This window comes from Paenibacillus sp. FSL L8-0333 (assembly GCF_037965665.1).
GTDB classification, from domain to species: domain Bacteria; phylum Bacillota; class Bacilli; order Paenibacillales; family Paenibacillaceae; genus Paenibacillus_AQ; species Paenibacillus_AQ odorifer.
This window is the reverse complement of sequence record NZ_CP150186.1, coordinates 1,168,847-1,185,027: the sequence shown is the minus strand read 5'-3', so window position 1 is coordinate 1,185,027 and position 16,181 is coordinate 1,168,847. Positions and strand designations below refer to the sequence as shown.

12 protein-coding genes are annotated in these 16,181 nt (G+C 43.1%); 4 read left to right on the top strand and 8 right to left on the bottom strand.

The genetic code is table 11. The features are described from left to right. Positions 1–84 precede the first annotated feature (84 nt). Entirely contained in the window at positions 85–1,662 is a 1,578-nt protein-coding gene (locus NYE72_RS05065) for a bifunctional metallophosphatase/5'-nucleotidase (RefSeq protein ID WP_076141939.1), read from the top strand. Here NYE72_RS05065 and NYE72_RS05060 read toward each other — a convergent pair. The 3 genes from NYE72_RS05060 to NYE72_RS05050 form a co-directional block, all read right to left on the bottom strand. Next, positions 1,659–3,428 (bottom strand): M3 family oligoendopeptidase, encoded by a 1,770-nt coding sequence (locus NYE72_RS05060; RefSeq protein WP_339211428.1) that lies wholly within the window; start codon positions 3,426–3,428, stop codon positions 1,659–1,661. The two genes, NYE72_RS05065 and NYE72_RS05060, sit on opposite strands and share 4 nt — an antisense overlap. 225 nt (positions 3,429–3,653) lie before the next feature. Further along, on the bottom strand, positions 3,654–4,865 hold the full coding sequence (locus NYE72_RS05055; protein WP_076100464.1) for an MFS transporter: 1,212 nt from the start codon (positions 4,863–4,865) through the stop codon (positions 3,654–3,656). Positions 4,866–4,876: 11 nt separating this feature from the next. Then, entirely contained in the window at positions 4,877–5,329 is a 453-nt protein-coding gene (locus tag NYE72_RS05050) for a MarR family transcriptional regulator (RefSeq protein ID WP_036676493.1), read from the bottom strand. Positions 5,330–5,609: 280 nt separating this feature from the next. On the opposite strand from NYE72_RS05050, the gene NYE72_RS05045 reads away from it, so the two are divergent. Together NYE72_RS05045 and NYE72_RS05040 are read left to right on the top strand one after the other, a co-directional pair. Beyond that, complete coding sequence (locus tag NYE72_RS05045) at positions 5,610–6,149, top strand: NADPH-dependent FMN reductase (RefSeq protein WP_036676495.1); 540 nt, start codon at positions 5,610–5,612, stop codon at positions 6,147–6,149. A 188-nt stretch (positions 6,150–6,337) separates the two neighbouring features. Next, positions 6,338–7,246 carry an EamA family transporter gene (locus NYE72_RS05040; RefSeq protein WP_076100462.1) on the top strand — a complete coding sequence of 303 codons (909 nt, stop codon included), beginning with the start codon at positions 6,338–6,340 and terminating at the stop codon, positions 7,244–7,246. A 67-nt stretch (positions 7,247–7,313) separates the two neighbouring features. Here NYE72_RS05040 and NYE72_RS05035 read toward each other — a convergent pair whose 3' ends face one another. From NYE72_RS05035 to NYE72_RS05020, 4 genes are all read right to left on the bottom strand, one after another. Next, positions 7,314–7,919: a flavin reductase family protein gene (locus tag NYE72_RS05035; RefSeq protein ID WP_076100460.1), complete on the bottom strand. Its 606-nt coding sequence runs from the start codon at positions 7,917–7,919 to the stop codon at positions 7,314–7,316. Positions 7,920–7,936: 17 nt separating this feature from the next. Beyond that, a complete protein-coding gene (locus NYE72_RS05030) occupies positions 7,937–8,914 on the bottom strand; it encodes a ring-cleaving dioxygenase (protein ID WP_076100459.1) in 978 nt (325 codons plus the stop codon). A 299-nt stretch (positions 8,915–9,213) separates the two neighbouring features. Then, complete coding sequence (locus tag NYE72_RS05025) at positions 9,214–10,422, bottom strand: MFS transporter (RefSeq protein ID WP_076100457.1); 1,209 nt, start codon at positions 10,420–10,422, stop codon at positions 9,214–9,216. A gap of 142 nt (positions 10,423–10,564) precedes the next feature. Then, entirely contained in the window at positions 10,565–13,147 is a 2,583-nt protein-coding gene (locus NYE72_RS05020) for an S-layer homology domain-containing protein (RefSeq protein WP_339211425.1), read from the bottom strand. Between the two features lie 264 nt (positions 13,148–13,411). On the opposite strand from NYE72_RS05020, the gene NYE72_RS05015 reads away from it, so the two are divergent. Further along, the gene (locus NYE72_RS05015; RefSeq protein ID WP_038568944.1) at positions 13,412–14,389 is read left to right on the top strand and encodes a tRNA-dihydrouridine synthase; all 978 of its coding nucleotides are present in this window, start codon (positions 13,412–13,414) and stop codon (positions 14,387–14,389) included. A gap of 136 nt (positions 14,390–14,525) precedes the next feature. Here NYE72_RS05015 and groL read toward each other — a convergent pair whose 3' ends face one another. After that, complete coding sequence (gene groL / locus NYE72_RS05010) at positions 14,526–16,157, bottom strand: chaperonin GroEL (RefSeq protein WP_036676504.1); 1,632 nt, start codon at positions 16,155–16,157, stop codon at positions 14,526–14,528. Between the last annotated feature and the right edge of the window lie 24 nt (positions 16,158–16,181).

Below are 16,181 nucleotides of genomic sequence, written 5' to 3'. Positions count from 1 at the left end.
TATGTAAAATTTATTCCAATCTCTTAAAGTTAGCAATTTATCTGCTAGAATGAGGTCTGAACTTATTATCAGGAGGGGCTACCTATGAATAAAGAGAATTCAATAACCTGTGAAATCCTCGTAACAAGTGATCTACATGGACATTTTGGGCCCGTCGATTACCGCACGGGGGAGAAACGACCAGCAGGCTTAGCAACAATTGCTACCCTCATTAAACAAGAAAGATCCCATACTCCTGAGCTGATCCTTATAGATAACGGCGATCTTATTCAAGGCACACCGTTAACTTATTATGCAGCTAAACATTATAGTAATGAGCTGAATCCGGGCATAGCTGCACTAAATGAATTGAAATATGACGCTGCAATTATTGGCAACCATGAATTCAATTTTGGCAAAACTCTGCTGAATAAAGCCGTTCAGGATTCCCGCTTTCCTTGGTTATCAGCTGGAATTATAGATAACACGACAAATCAACCCGCCTTTGGTAAACCCTATATCATCAAATGGGTAGATAAAATCAAAGTAGCCGTTCTAGGGGTTACGACGCATTACATCCCCCACTGGGAGAACCCTAGCCATATTGAAGGGCTTCAATTTGAGGATTCGCTAGAGACTGTAAAGCATTGGTGTGCCATTATACGGGCAGAAGAGCAGCCTGATCTGCTCGTTGTAGCTTACCACGGCGGATTCGAACGCGATCTAAGCAGTGGAGAACCTGTAGAGAGACTAACGGGGGAGAATCAAGCCTACGCCATGTGTACAGAGGTAGAGGGCATAGATGTGTTAATTACCGGACATCAGCACCGCTCCATAGCTGGGGAGTTGAACGGTGTTACAATCATACAACCTGGTTGTAATGGACTTTCCCTCGGTAAAATTTCAGTTATCTTCCAAAAAGAAAATACACACTGGAAGATTCAGCGTAAACATGCCGAGCTCCTTACCGTTAATGAGACAACAGCTGCAGATGAAATAATCCTAGAGCTGAGCAGTACTCTTGAATCAGAAACACAAACCTGGCTGGATGAGAGAATAGGAACGGTTATCGGGGACCTGTCTATTTCCAGTGCTGATGAATGCCGCTTGGCTGACCATCCTTTTATAGAATTTATGAATAAGGTACAAATGGAGGCTGCTGGCGTAGACATTTCTACAGCAGCCTTACTCAGTAACGATTGCAAGGGTTTCAGCGAAACCATCACACGCAGAGACATTTTATCGAACTTCATTTATCCCAACACCTTAACCGTCCTAAGACTGACAGGACAAGATATTAGAGAGGCCTTAGAACAAACCTCTAACTATTTCCAACAAGACGAGAACGGAATAATAGCCGTTAACCCCGCCTACATCGAGCCTAAACCGCAGCATTACAATTATGATATGTGGGAAGGAATACAATACGAGCTTGATACCGCTAGACCTGCAGGCGAAAGAGTCCTCCATCTGCTGTACCGAGGACAGCCTATAGAGGACTCTAAGGAATATGAGGTTGTTATGAACAATTATAGGGCTAGCGGTGGCGGAGATTATGAGATGTATAAGGGTAAGCCGATTGTTCAAGAAATTATGATCGACATATCTGAAATTGTCACGGACTACATTGAAAAGCATGGCCAAATTGAAGCTACCTGTGACCATAATTGGAGAGTTGTTTAGGCTTTAGCGATGAACACCCCAATGTCGCTCTCTATTAGCTTCAATGCACTTCTCCAGAAGTCGACGGAGTGAACATCTATATCCATTGTTTGTGCTACATCAACAATATTATGTTTGCTGGTATCCCTAAGGAACTGGCGATACTTAGGGGCGAACTCTTCGCCCCTCTTTAAATATTCCGCGTACAGTCCTTTAGAGAATAACAAACCAAAGGAATACGGGAAATTCAAAAATTCATTACTAGCCATAAAATATCCAGCTTTGTTCATCCACATGTACGGATGGATTGTACCCGGGTCAATGCCCTCACCATAGGCTTCCACCATACAGGCAATCATCAATTCATTTAGCGCTTGAACAGACAGCGGGCCTAATGCTCTTCTCTCATATAATTTGATCTCAAATAAATAACGGGCATAAAAGTCTACAAGATAATAACCGGCATCAGAAATACTTCTCTCCAGAATAAGCAGAGCTTCCTTCTCCGTTGAATTTGTAATTATGGCATGGTTCACTATCGTCTCACAAAAAATCGAAGCCGTTTCAGCAATCGGAATCGGGTAATCCGTATTCAGCACCGTTTCATTAGCCAGACAGGAGCTATGATAGGCATGGCCGAGCTCATGGGCAAGGATACTAATATCTATGGCATTTCCGGTGAACTGGGTCATAATTCTGCTCTCGCCAATCGGAAAAATATCAATGCAGAGTCCATAACCTCCTTTGCCTGATCTAGGTTCTGCATCAATCCATTGCTGATCAAAAGCCTTCTGAGCAAAACCAGCCAGTTCCTCACTAAAGGTTGCGAAGCTCGCGATGATTGTATCTTTGGCGTTAGCGTATGTAATTTTCCCGTTTTCTACACCGACTGGTGCAAAAATATCGTAAAAAGGCAGCTTTGCCGGATGTCCCAGCAGCTCTGCTTTCTTTTGATAATAGGTATGAAAGGCTGGCAGGCTCTCCTCAAGAGCAGTGAGCATAGCTGCTAAAGTCTCGCTGTCCATTCTCGAAGCGATTAACACTTTTTCCAGAGAAGATTGATAACCCCGCATGCCATAAATCGTCAGCGCCTCACCACTAATGCCATTTAAGCTGGCTGCGCAGACCTCAGCAATAAGACTACAGGCTTCTGCCTCTGCTTCATAAGCAGCTTTTCTTAAGCTGGCATTATTCTCATAAGCCATACTTCTTAGCTCCGCAAGTGTCACTTGTCTAGTTTCCCCATCTACCACTAAATCTGCAAGTGTACTTGAAGTCCTCTCCATATACAGTCTGCTCCATGCTTTGGATCCTGTACTCTGCATTTTGGCTATGGCCATTTCAAGTTCTTCGCTTAACTCATAGCGGGATTGTAACAGGAGTTCTCGCAAATAAAATTGATGCTCCATTAGATAAGGTGAGCTAACGATAAGCTCATCCATATGATCACAAGTGCTAAACCAGCGCTTAAAAGCCACAACTACCCCAATGATTTCTGAATTGGCCTCCTCAATATCATCAGCAAGATTCATCGCTTCCTCGCAGCCACGATCTGCGCTGAGTGTTAACTCTGCATAAGCTAACAAGCATACATATATGCTTTTATAATCATTATAAATTCTTAAAAAGCCCTCCACAGGCATGGCTGTAACGTCTTTTACATTCAAATGGTGCTCAGCCCACCGCTTTAAATCTTGTATATGCTGGCCCAGTAGCTTGCGATCCCTTTTTAACTGCTCCGATTCAAAGGAAGGATATAAACTATCTAAGTTCCATGTCATATTCATCCGCAAATCTTTCCCCTTTCGCTTCCTATTCTTCTAAGGATAATCCATCCTGCCAGAAAAGTGCATCGACATAATGTACTTCTTCTCTTCTTTCACAAAAAAAGGACCCTGCCAACGTCCGGCAGGGTCAAAGTCTATATTATAAGGGGGTTATGTGATTACTATAACCCCCTTAGCTTAAAATAATATGAATAGTAGATAAAGATTGGCTTAATCTCCGAACCCTTATTGACTTAAGGTTGAAGGATTCACTCTAGCCTTGTTAATCTGAATCCCCACATACACGATAAGGAACAACACCATAAACCCAGCCGAATAACGATACATTATCCCATAATCGGTTGCTGCCGAGATTGCCCCAAGAATAATAGCTCCGCTGGCTACGCCTAAATCCGTTGAGTTATAAAACATACTGTTAGCCATACCATACTGTGCAGGTGTTGAGGTACGAAGCATCCAAGCCTGGATCGTTGGCTGAATAGCGCCGAAACCAAGTCCATATAGCAAAGCGGAAACGATGAGCATTGGCATAGATGTCGTATAAGAAAGCACAGTTAAGCTTGCGACAACACAAATTGCCGCGGGAATCAGGACAGCCGCCGGTCCTCTTTTATCAAATAATCTGCCGGAGATAGGTCTTATAATGATGATCGTAACCGCATTAAATAAGAAGAACAAACCCACTTGCTCCAGATGAACCGATTCGCCGAATAAAGCGATAAAGCTTAGCAATCCCCCGTAGGTAATTGCCAACATGACATTTAGAATGGCAGGCAATACTAACTTTGTATTAAACGGAACCTTGAGAGGTTTGGTGGATTCGCTTTGAGTTGGGGTTGGCTGTTTTTTCGGTTGTGCAGGAAGTGAACGAGAAAATAAAAGTACTGGAAAGGCAAGAAGTAAGGTTACCATACCAATCATAGCCAGTGTTCCAAAACCCGATTGTTTCATCACATTTAAGCCAATCATCGGACCGATCGACATCGCCAGGCTGGTAGATAAACCGAAATAACCTATCCCTTCACCCATTCTTTTGCTCGGAATAATCTGCGAAACAATCGTTGGAATAATCGTGCTGGCAATCCCGAATCCAATCCCATAGCCCACACGCATCAGCAGCAGCGAGCCAATGGAATCTGCTACAACATAAAGGCCGGTTATAGCGGCGGCAATTGCTAAGCCAATATATAATAATACATTGCGGCTAACCTTCCGCATCAGAAAAGCGGTCATAAAACGTGAAGCGATCGCAGTTAATGCAAAGACGCTGGTAACAAGGCTGACCATAATATCTCCGGCCTGAAATTCGCTTTTTACGTAAGACGGAAATGAAGATAACAACATCTGTAAATTCATAAATAAAAATAAAGCACTAATCGTTAAAGCAATAAAAGATTTGGTCCATAATTTCGTACGTAGTTCTTGTTGTTCTAACATAACTTGCCTTCCTACTCTCCATCTGTTATTTGATCTACATGATTGTTTATTCTTAGCAGCAATTCCATGAGCAACTCATATTCCTTACTAGAAATACAGTTCATAATCTCTTCTGTCACCTTATCTTCAATAGGAACGGTTTCCTTCACCAGAGACCTTCCTTTTTCTGTGATATAGACTTTAAAAGAACGCCGATCGTTCTCACCGGTTCTTTTGTAGATCAGTCCCTTTCCTTCCAAATGATCCAGAATTCGCGTTGTAGTTGGCTTATCCTTACCAGAGCGCTTAGCGATGTCCTTCTGAATCAGACCTTCCGTTCTGTCAATATGAAAAAGGACTGACCATTGCTCCGGTGTTATATCATGTTCTTTCAGCCCACTTTGAAATAACATGCTTAATTTACGATAAGTCGTGCCCATCATAAATCCTAACGTAAGCTCGGATTGGTTATGCTTTGTCGTCATGATCGTATCCCTTCTCAATTAATACTATTTTAATAGTTGCTTAAACAATTATATTCCTAACAACTAATTTTGTAAAGGTGAAGCAAAGCTATAAACTAACTATTATAAAGTTGCTTGACAAAGCACACTATGTGCGGTATTATTATCTCATCTTAAAGATACTTAACTTAAAGACAACCAGAGTTTACTACTCTTGAGATAATAATTTTAAAAGGTTGTGTACTTCATGGGATTCCTAGACAAACTATTTGGTAGAACAAAAAATGAGGAGGAACAAACAATGTCAAAATTAAACATCGGTATTATTCTCGGAAGTACTCGTCAAGGTCGTTTAAGCCCGCAAGTAGGAGAATGGGTTAAAAAGATTGCGGATGCACGCGGGGATGCTAATTATGAGATCATAGATATTGCAGACTTCAAGCTTCCACTATTGGGTGAGGCTGATGCAACTGAACAAGCAACAGCTTGGAACACTAAACTTGCTACACTAGACGGTTTCGTATTTATCGTACAAGAATATAACCACAGTATTTCTGCATCACTGAAAAATGCGCTCGATTATGCCCGTGAAGCTTGGAATAATAAAGCAGCAGGTATCGTAAGTTATGGTTCCGTAGGGGGCGCTCGTGCAGCTGAACATCTACGCGGAATCTTGGGAGAACTATCGGTAGCAGACGTTCGTGTACACCCTGCGTTGTCACTGTTCACTGATTTCGAGAACGGAACTGTGTTCAAACCAGCGGATCTTCATCTTACCAATCTTAATGGGATGCTGGATCAAGTCTTGGCTTGGAGTGGCGCATTGAAAACTCTACGTTAAGATAGAACGCCTTCCCCCTCTGTTATGTTATGAAGTACACCCTTTAGAATAGACTTTCGATAAACCTATGGTTTGTCCGGTCGCTTCTAGAGGGTGTATTTTTTATGTGTGACGAAATGAGCACCCTGTGTAGAATCTAATCTGGTATAATCGGCGGGGATTTTAAATTACATCAAGGAGCAATGATCATGTGGTTTATGTTTGCATTATTAACGGCCTTCGCTTGGGGAGGGGCTGACTTATTTTATAAAAAGGGGACCGATAGTCAGGATCGGTATAGCCATATTAAGATTGTCATTATCGTGGGGATAGTCATGGGTATTCACGCAACAGCTTATATGCTCATTCAAGGATTAACCTTTGATCCTATAGACTTAATCCGATATTTCCCTGTGTCTGCACTCTATATCCTGTCGATGGCAGTTGGTTATATTGGACTTAGATATATTGAGTTATCCATTGCCTCCCCCGTACAAAATTCATCAGGCGCTGTAACGACGATATTATTATTTATCTTTTTCACCCATGAGCTAGGGGCGCTTGAAATCGTTGGTGTTGCCGTTATCACCTTAGGCATTATCGGGATCGCCATCTTGGAAAAGAGAGCAGAACACCAAGTGCTTCAAAACAGCACCACACAGATTGATAAAAAATATCAGATTGGCGTGATCGCCATCATTTTTCCAATCCTATACTGCCTAATCGATGGACTTGGCACCTTTGCCGATGCTATTTATTTGGATGAACTCAGCCTGATTAGCGAAAAAGCAGCTCTGCTCGCGTATGAATACACCTTCTTTATATGTGCCATCTTGTCTTTTACATACCTGAAATTTTTTAAAAAGGTAAAGTTCAACCTATTTAAAGAACGGGATAAGGGCTTCGCAGCCATTCTGGAAACGACCGGACAATTCTTCTACGTATTTGCTATGTCCAGCAACGCGATTATCGCGGCACCACTTATTGCTTCATACAGCATTTTTTCCGTAATATTATCGCGCATCTTCCTCAAAGAAAAACTAAGCAAGGCACAATATGCCGTTATTATCGTTGTGATTCTAGGGATTGCTTTGTTGGGGATTGCGGACGAGCTGTAGCTGCGGTACACAAAAAGACCTGCTAAGTAGGCTTCATTGCTTACTAGCAGGTCTATTCTAAAGTTGCCTATTCCGGCCTATCTATGGTAAAAATCTCTCCAAGGGTTGCGTAATTATTTCCCGCCAAGCGGCTCACAGCGTTTAGAACTCTCGGGTCAATGCGCCCCTCCTGATAGATCGATTCATCGATATGGAATTGAACAATTTCGCCAATAAACAAATCACTCCCGGGTTCTTCGCCCCCTAGCGGAATTGCTTGAACAAGCTTGCACTCCATCCGCACCTTCGCTTCCAAAACGCCAGGCACAGCTACACTTGTACTTTCAATCGGTGTAAGATTCGCCAATTCAATTTCACTTTCAGAAGCAGGTAATGTGGCTGCAGTCTGATTGATCTTCGCTACATTCTCCTCATCTACAATATGCACAACAAACTGTTGATTATCGTAAATATTACGGGCCGTATCTTTTAAACGCCCTGCTGGTCTTTGAATAGCCAATGAAACCATCGGAGGATTAGACGAAACGATATTAAAATAGCTAAACGGTGCACCATTTAAGAGACCCTCTTCTGATTGTGTTGTGACAAAGGCTATAGGTCTAGGAATAATAGTGCCAATCAATAATTTATAATTTTCCCGCTCACTGTTGTGCTTTGGATCAATTGAAATCAATCTCCTCAGCCCCTTCTTCACTCTTTCACGAAGTCGATCGTACTTCTAACGGTATCAATAGGACGGACTAACTTCTCAATTTGCTCACGTTTAGGTTCCAAGAAAGGTGGTAATGAAAGCTTCTCGCCAACGGTTTCATATTCCTCATCTCCCATGAATCCAGGCCCATCAGTCGCAAGCTCAAACAATATTTGTGGTGCAACACGTGTATACAACGACTCGAAGAAATGACGATCCACATATCCTGAAGTTTGGAATCCAAAGCCCTCAAAACGCTCTGTCCACTCGTCCAGCATCGCACGATCCTCTACACGGAAAGCAGCATGGTGAACAGTCCCAAAACCTTGGCGTGAATTCGGTAAGAACTCGTTATGCTCTACAATAATTTGTGCACCGTTTCCGCCTTCGCCAACTTCAAATAAATGATACGTCTCTTCCTGAGCAATTTCTTTAAACAACATCACTTTCTCCAATACTTCTTTGAAGTAGCTGAAGTCAGCAATTCGTACAAAGATCGGTCCCAAGCCAGTTATTGCATACTCCAAAGGGATAGGCCCTTTTTGCCACGGTGTACCTGATACGACACCTTTATTCAATTCATCTGAAATAAGTTGATACTGTTGATCATCGAAATCTACGAAGGATAATGTCTTTTTGCCGAATTGCTCTTTAATGCCGGTATGCTTCACTGCAAGCCGATCAAAACGCTTAACCCAGTAGTCTAATGCAGCATCTGTTGGTACCCGGAAGGATGTCTTCGCAATCTCGTTAGTTCCATGAACCCCTTTAGGGATGTTAGGAAAATCAAAGAAGGTCATGTCTGTTCCGGCGCTGCCCTTATCATCTGCAAAAAACAAATGATACGTCTGAATATCATCTTGATTAACTGTTTTCTTCACTAGACGCATACCTAACACGTAAGTAAAAAACTCGTAATTTTTCTCTGCGCTGCTTGTGATGGCTGTAACGTGGTGAATCCCTTTTAAGTTTCTCATTGTTATACACTCCTAATGTTTAGTTGATTTTGACTCGTAATATAATTCCCAAGAACAAGAAGGTTTAGTTTAATTATCTTAATGTTAAGATATCACTAAAAAAAAAGATCTTTTTCTACTGTACAAGCTCTTTGGTGGATAGTATCGAGATTTTTTATCTTCACTTTAAATATCTTTAACTTAAGATAAGTTTAGCACTGAATCTGTAGGAAGTCAACGCTTTGAAGCTTATCATATAAAAAAAGCTCCACACAAGTTCAATGAACTCGTATGAAGCCGGGATATTTTATATCATCTCATTAGGTTAAGTTATGCTGCTGAGTGATGACCGCTGCTTGGCTTTGATGATCCATCTTATAACATATCAACGTAATCACACAGGCCAATATCGCCAGGATGGCAGCAGCTACAGGAAGAGAGATTAACCCTCCATGCCCGGCAACCACTCCACCGATCGCGGACCCGCCTGCAATTCCCAGGTTTGAGGCTACTGGATTCAATGAGGCAGCAAGATCCTTCGTTTTTGGTGAGAACTGCTTAGCTAAGTCAATCAAATAGAGCTGTGCAGGGGCGCTCACAATACTCGACATCATGGCTAGAGCCATTAGCACAATCATTCCAAGAATGGAAACAGATGCGGTCATACTAAAGATAACATAGACCACAGCTTGGATAAGGAACACGAATCTCAGCTTACTAACCGCATTCCCGGTCGCAACCTTGCCACCAATCCAGTTGCTGACAATCGTGGCAATTCCGTATACAAACAGCACACCGCTAACCGAGCTTTTAGGAACATTCATGACTTGCTCCAGAATAGGTGTAATGTAAGTATACATCACAAATACGGCTCCCACTGCCGTAACCGGAATGAGAAATGCAAGAATAATGCGGCCGTTTGTGAGCAATCCGATCTGATCCTTGAGTGAGCTAGGCACAGGTTTCGGTAATTGGCGTGGAATATAGATATAATTTAGGACTATGGCAACTCCAGCTAATATCCCATTCAGAACAAACGCTGCTGACCAATTAAAAAACTGCCCGACAAAAGTACCGATCGGCACACCAAAAACATTCGCAATAGCAAAACCACTCAAAATTGTAGCAATCGCTTTGCCTCTCTTCTCCTGATCAACCGCTTCATTCGCTACAGTAATGGCTACAGAAAGAACAAAGCCACATAGTATGGCAGTAACTATTCTAGTCACCAGCAGCATACTGTAAGTTCCAGTTACAGCACTCCACAAATTTAGCAGTAAAATCAATACAAGTGATACAAGAATCGTAATCCGTTTCGGAACACGGCTGCACAAGGACATCATAATTGGTGTGCCAATGGCATAAGAAATCGCGAAGCCAGATACCAATCCCCCGGCTGTCGCAAGCGTAACTCCGAGGCTTGAGGATATTTCAGAGAGTAAACCAACAATAATATACTCCGTCGTACCCAGAATAAAAGCCATAAAAGTAAACGAGAAAATCAATGCGTTCTGACGTGTTGTTTTCATGGTGCTCTCCATCCTGTTTATCTCTATTTTTATATGAACATACCTTACTCATAATACTCATTTAGACTATATTGAGCAATCCTATTTTTCATAAAAAAAGAAGCTTCCCACAAGTTCAAAGAACTCATGAGAAACTTCTAGTTTAAGCCGGTGGCAAAATAATTAAGGTAATGACTTGTTCCTCGGAATAAGATCTGGCTGTTCCAGGTCCATCCGCATCGGCTTTGAACTTAATGAGATAGGTCCCGGGTGCCGGCATCACTTTATTATGAAGTTCAAAAGCGATATCCGAAACACCTATGTTACTTCCTGTGAAAGTTAACGTATGCCCATTATTGCTAATTTGATCACTCGTCGGATGTGTCCATCCACTAATGGTATAATAGTCGTTTGTGGTAAAGATCATGCCTTCCAACGTTACCTGAATTTCAGCATTCGTAAAGCTTTCTCCGGAGAAAAAGTCGAAGCGAATGCGCGATTGTGTAGAACCCGTTATCAGTTGTTTTGTTTTTGAACCGCCGCCTCCGTCAAAACCATATATAGAGCTAGTAACCGTAGGTGTGGTCAGAACACCATTAACAAGCTCAATTGTAACTGCATGCGCAGCGTTCTTCATTGATTCATTATTGGATGAATCCTTAGCGGTAATCACAAAACGATACGTTCCTGCGTTCAGATCCCCAATATTGGCTGCACTCACAGATCCATCTGCTGCACTAGTGCCTAATGCGATGGCTGTTCCCAATTCGTCGGCATCTACTTCATTGTTCTCATTCGCATCCGTCCACAGGTAGGCTTGTACTGCTGCTCCTTGCTCGCCAATGGCTCCCGCTAACCCGCGAAGCTGATCTTGTGTCCCGTTGTAGTTGTCGATCGCCTCGAACTTAGTTGCGTCCACTACCGGTGCAGTCGTATCCGGAACATCGTTTTTGCTTAAGGTCACCGTAACCGCATGTGCAGCTTTCTTCGCTGATTCATTATTGGATGAATCCTTAGCGGTAATCACGAAAGTATACGTTCCTGCGGTTAGATCCCCAATATTGGCCGCACTCACAGATCCATCTGCTGCACTAGTGCCTAATGCGATGGCTGTTCCCAATTCGTCGGCATCTACTTCATTGTTCTCATTCGCATCCGTCCACAGGTAGGCTTGTACTGCTGCTCCTTGCTCGCCAATGGCTCCCGCTAACCCGCGAAGCTGATCTTGTGTCCCGTTGTAGTTGTCGATCGCCTCGAACTTAGTTGCGTCCACTACCGGTGCAGTCGTATCCGGAACATCGTTTTTGCTTAAGGTCACCGTAACCGCATGTGCAGCTTTCTTCGCTGATTCATTATTGGATGAATCCTTAGCGGTAATCACGAAAGTATACGTTCCTGCGTTCAGATCTCCAATATTGGCCGCACTCACAGATCCGTCTGCTTCACTGGTGCCTAAAGCGATGGCTGTTCCTAATTCGTCGGCATCTACTTCACCATTCTCATTCGCATCCGTCCACAGGTAGGCTTGTACCTCTGCTCCTTGCTCCCCGATGGCTCCCGCTAACCCGCGAAGCTGATCTTGTGTCCCGTTGTAGTTGTCGATCGCCTCGAACTTGGCTGCGTCCACTACTGGTGCAGTCGTATCCGGAACTTCGTTTTTGCTTAAGGTCACCGTAACCGCATGTACAGCTTTCTTCGCCGATTCATTATTGGATGAATCCTTAGCGGTAATCACGAAACGATACGTTCCTGCGTTCAGATCACCAATATTGGCCGCACTTACAGAACCGTCTGATGCACTAGTGCCTAATGCGATGGCTGTTCCTAACTCATCGGCATCTACTTCACCGTTCTCATTCGCATCCGTCCACAGGTAGGCTTGTACCGCTGCTCCTTGCTCCCCGATGGCTCCCGCTAACCCGCGAAGCTGATCTTGTGTCCCGTTGTAGCTGTCGATCGCCTCGAACTTGGTACTTTCAACCACAGGTGCATTTGTATCTGAATTACTGCTATGCTCACTTTGCGAAGACGAAGACCCTCCAACAACAGGAGTAGGCACTGTTACCGGTTCTTTACTCGGTTGAGCAGTTGGGGTGGAAGCGGGCTGCTCAGTGTTTCCGTTCTCCTTAAACTTCAGAAACTTAGAAGCTACTAGAGCTACGGCCTGACGATCTACTTTGGTATCAGGATTAAAAAAATTATTATATCCTGTAATCAATCCATATTCCACAGCGGCAGCTATAAAATCCTTAGAATAATCAGCAATTTGGCTACTATCAGCAAATTGCAAAGTTCCAGCTTTACCCGTAGGATTGACTCCCAATGCTCTCACGAACATGACGACCATATCCTGACGTGATAAATTTTGCCCCGTGCCGAAAAGATTACTGCCTGTACCCTTAATCAATCCGGCTTTGACAGCTGCCTCCACATAGCTGTATGCGTAGTTGCTTGTGGGAACGTCCAGAAAGGTTGGCAGTGCAGGAGGGTTCGAAACATCCAGCTTTAATGTCTTTGCTAAAATAATTGCAAAATCCTGCCTTGTAATATTCGACGTAGGATAGAACTTACTCTCTCCAACACCGGTCACTATCCCCTGATCGAATAGCTCAACAATCGCTTTCTTTGCATATGAGCCATCAATATCAATAAAGGAAGCAGCTGCCGATCCTTTGGTCGGCATAATGATAGGGCTTGATAATACAGCAGCAGCCAATATAGAGCTTATCCATTGCTTTTTGTTCACTTGCTTATCCCCCTGTTCTTTGGTTGCGTTATGTCGTTTGTCTATAATCGATTCGTTAACACGATTCGACTTTATATTACAAACTTTTCATCTACAGGATTATAACAAGTATCAATAAACAGATTATAAACAAATAGCCATGGACGAACATTCTCACATCATTGATTCTGTGCATCAAACGAAAAAAAATGATACTATGTATGATGGGTATAGGACTTTGCTATCCTTATATCGTTTTTATATATTACAACAAGAGGAGATATTATGAGTAACGAACAAAACTTTTGGCTGGATTTACCGAAGCCGTTTTTTATATTAGCACCCATGGAAGATGTCACAGATGTTGTATTTCGTCACGTCGTTAGTGAAGCTGCAAAGCCCGACGTATTTTTCACAGAATTCACAAATACAGAAAGCTATTGTCATCCTGTAGGAAAAGACAGCGTACGTGGTCGATTAACGTTCACAGAAGATGAGCAACCGATTGTCGCTCATATTTGGGGTGATAAACCCGTATTTTTTGAACAGATGAGCATTGATATGAAAAAACTTGGTTTTCGTGGTATCGATTTAAACATGGGATGCCCAGCACAAAACGTCGCATCGAATGGAAAAGGTGCTGGATTAATAAAACATCCTGAAGTAGCAGCAGAAATTATTCAAGCAGCAAAAGCAGGCGGATTGCCGGTTAGTGTTAAAACAAGATTGGGTTACTCTGATGTTGACGAGTGGCGCGATTGGCTGGGACATATATTGAAACAAGATATTGCCAATCTTTCCATCCACCTTCGTACAAAAAAAGAGATGAGTAAAGTAGAGGCACACTGGGAACTAATCCCTGAAATAAAAAAATTACGCGATGAAATTGCTCCAAATACGTTGTTAACTATTAATGGAGATATTCCTGACCGCGCAACAGGATTAAAATTAGTAGAACAATACGGCGTTGATGGAGTCATGATTGGCCGCGGGATTTTCACCAATCCATTTGCTTTTGAAAAAGAACCTAAAGAACATAGCGCGAAGGATTTTCTCAATTTACTTCTTTTACAGTTGGATCTTCACGATAAATATTCTAGTGAACTCGAGCCACGTTTATTTAAACCACTTCTTCGCTTTTTCAAAATCTATGTTCGTGGATTTAGAGGCGCAGGCGAACTAAGAAACCAATTAATGAATACAAGATCAACAGATGAAGTACGTCGTTTAGTAAAAACGGTTTTAGAGCAAGAATTAGATTAAATTATACCCACAAAAAAATGAGAGACCTCTCAAAAGTTCAATGAACTTATGAAGGTCTCTCATTTTTGTACTATGTGGTCAAATGGTGTTTCCTCTCAAGGAAACTCATCATCGAATTGCTTCGATAATGATTTCCTTACATCATGCCGCCCATTCCACCCATGCCGCCCATATCTGGCATGCCGCCGCCTTTTTCAGGCTCAGGCTTGTCAGCGATAACAGCTTCAGTAGTCAAGAACATAGCAGCTACGGATGCAGCATTTTGCAGCGCGGAACGAGTTACTTTAGCAGGGTCAACGATACCCGCTTCGAACATGTTCACCCATTCACCAGTAGCAGCGTTGTAGCCGATACCTACTGCTTCTTTTTTCAAGCGGTCCACGATTACGGAACCTTCTTGACCAGCGTTAGCTGCGATGGTGCGAATTGGCTCTTCCAACGCGCGAAGCACGATGTTAACACCAGTTTTCTCGTCGCCAGTTACGTCTACAGCAGCAACAGCGTTATATACGTTCACAAGAGCTGTACCCCCACCGGATACGATACCTTCTTCAACCGCTGCGCGAGTTGCGTTCAGGGCATCTTCGATGCGAAGTTTGCGCTCTTTAAGTTCAGTTTCAGTTGCAGCGCCAACTTTGACAACGGCTACGCCGCCAGCCAATTTAGCCAGACGCTCTTGCAATTTCTCTTTGTCGAACTCGGAAGTTGTTTCTTCCAGTTGAGCACGGATTTGGCTTACGCGTGCATTGATGTCCGCTTTGTCGCCGCTTCCGTCTACGATTGTTGTGTTTTCTTTAGTTACGCGTACTTGACGTGCGTTACCCAGTTGTTCAATGGAAGTGCTCTTCAGATCAAGACCGAGCTTCTCAGTGATCACTTGGCCACCAGTCAGGGCAGCGATATCTTGCAGCATAGCTTCGCGGCGGTCGCCAAAGCCAGGAGCTTTAACAGCAACAGCGTTGAATGTTCCACGCAGTTTGTTCACGATCAGCATAGCTTGTGCTTCGCCTTCGATATCTTCAGCGATAATAACAAGCGGTCTAGCTTGTTGAACGATTTTTTCAAGCAATGGAAGAATTTCTTGAGTGCTGCTGATTTTTTTATCAGTGATCAAGATGTATGGATTCTCCAAAACAGCTTCCATTTTGTCTGTATCAGTAATCATGTACGGGGAAATGTAACCACGGTCGAATTGCATACCTTCTACTACTTCAAGCTCAGTAGCGAATCCACGGGATTCTTCAACAGTGATAACACCGTCTTTACCTACTTTTTCCATAGCTTCAGCGATCAATTGACCTACTTCATCGTCAGCAGCAGAGATAGCAGCTACTTGAGCGATAGCTTGGGAATCTTCGATAGGCTTAGCGATTTTTTGCAATTCTTCAACAGCTGCACGAACCGCTTTGTCGATACCTTTACGGATAACCATTGGGTTAGCACCAGCAGTCACGTTCTTCAGACCTTCGCGGATCATAGCTTGAGCCAGAACCGTTGCAGTTGTAGTACCGTCACCGGCTACATCATTAGTCTTAGTAGCAACTTCTTTAACCAATTGAGCACCCATGTTCTCGAATGCATCTTCAAGTTCGATTTCTTTAGCGATCGTTACACCATCGTTAGTGATGAGTGGGCTACCAAATTTCTTCTCAAGCACCACGTTGCGGCCTTTTGGTCCAAGTGTAACTTTTACCGCGTTTGCCAGAGCATCTACACCACGAAGCATAGAGCGGCGAGCTTCTTCACTGAATTTAATTTCTTTAGCCATTGTGTAATTACCTCCTAGAATTTT

Coding starts and splice junctions, on each gene's coding strand:
- NYE72_RS05025 (WP_076100457.1), bottom strand. CDS start 10,422: ATGAAAACAACACGTCAGAACGCATTGATTTTCTCGTTTACTTTTATG.
- NYE72_RS05040 (WP_076100462.1), top strand. CDS start 6,338: ATGTGGTTTATGTTTGCATTATTAACGGCCTTCGCTTGGGGAGGGGCT.
- NYE72_RS05030 (WP_076100459.1), bottom strand. CDS start 8,914: ATGAGAAACTTAAAAGGGATTCACCACGTTACAGCCATCACAAGCAGC.
- NYE72_RS05055 (WP_076100464.1), bottom strand. CDS start 4,865: ATGTTAGAACAACAAGAACTACGTACGAAATTATGGACCAAATCTTTT.
- NYE72_RS05060 (WP_339211428.1), bottom strand. CDS start 3,428: ATGAATATGACATGGAACTTAGATAGTTTATATCCTTCCTTTGAATCG.
- NYE72_RS05050 (WP_036676493.1), bottom strand. CDS start 5,329: ATGACGACAAAGCATAACCAATCCGAGCTTACGTTAGGATTTATGATG.
- NYE72_RS05045 (WP_036676495.1), top strand. CDS start 5,610: ATGTCAAAATTAAACATCGGTATTATTCTCGGAAGTACTCGTCAAGGT.
- NYE72_RS05015 (WP_038568944.1), top strand. CDS start 13,412: ATGAGTAACGAACAAAACTTTTGGCTGGATTTACCGAAGCCGTTTTTT.
- groL (WP_036676504.1), bottom strand. CDS start 16,157: ATGGCTAAAGAAATTAAATTCAGTGAAGAAGCTCGCCGCTCTATGCTT.
- NYE72_RS05065 (WP_076141939.1), top strand. CDS start 85: ATGAATAAAGAGAATTCAATAACCTGTGAAATCCTCGTAACAAGTGAT.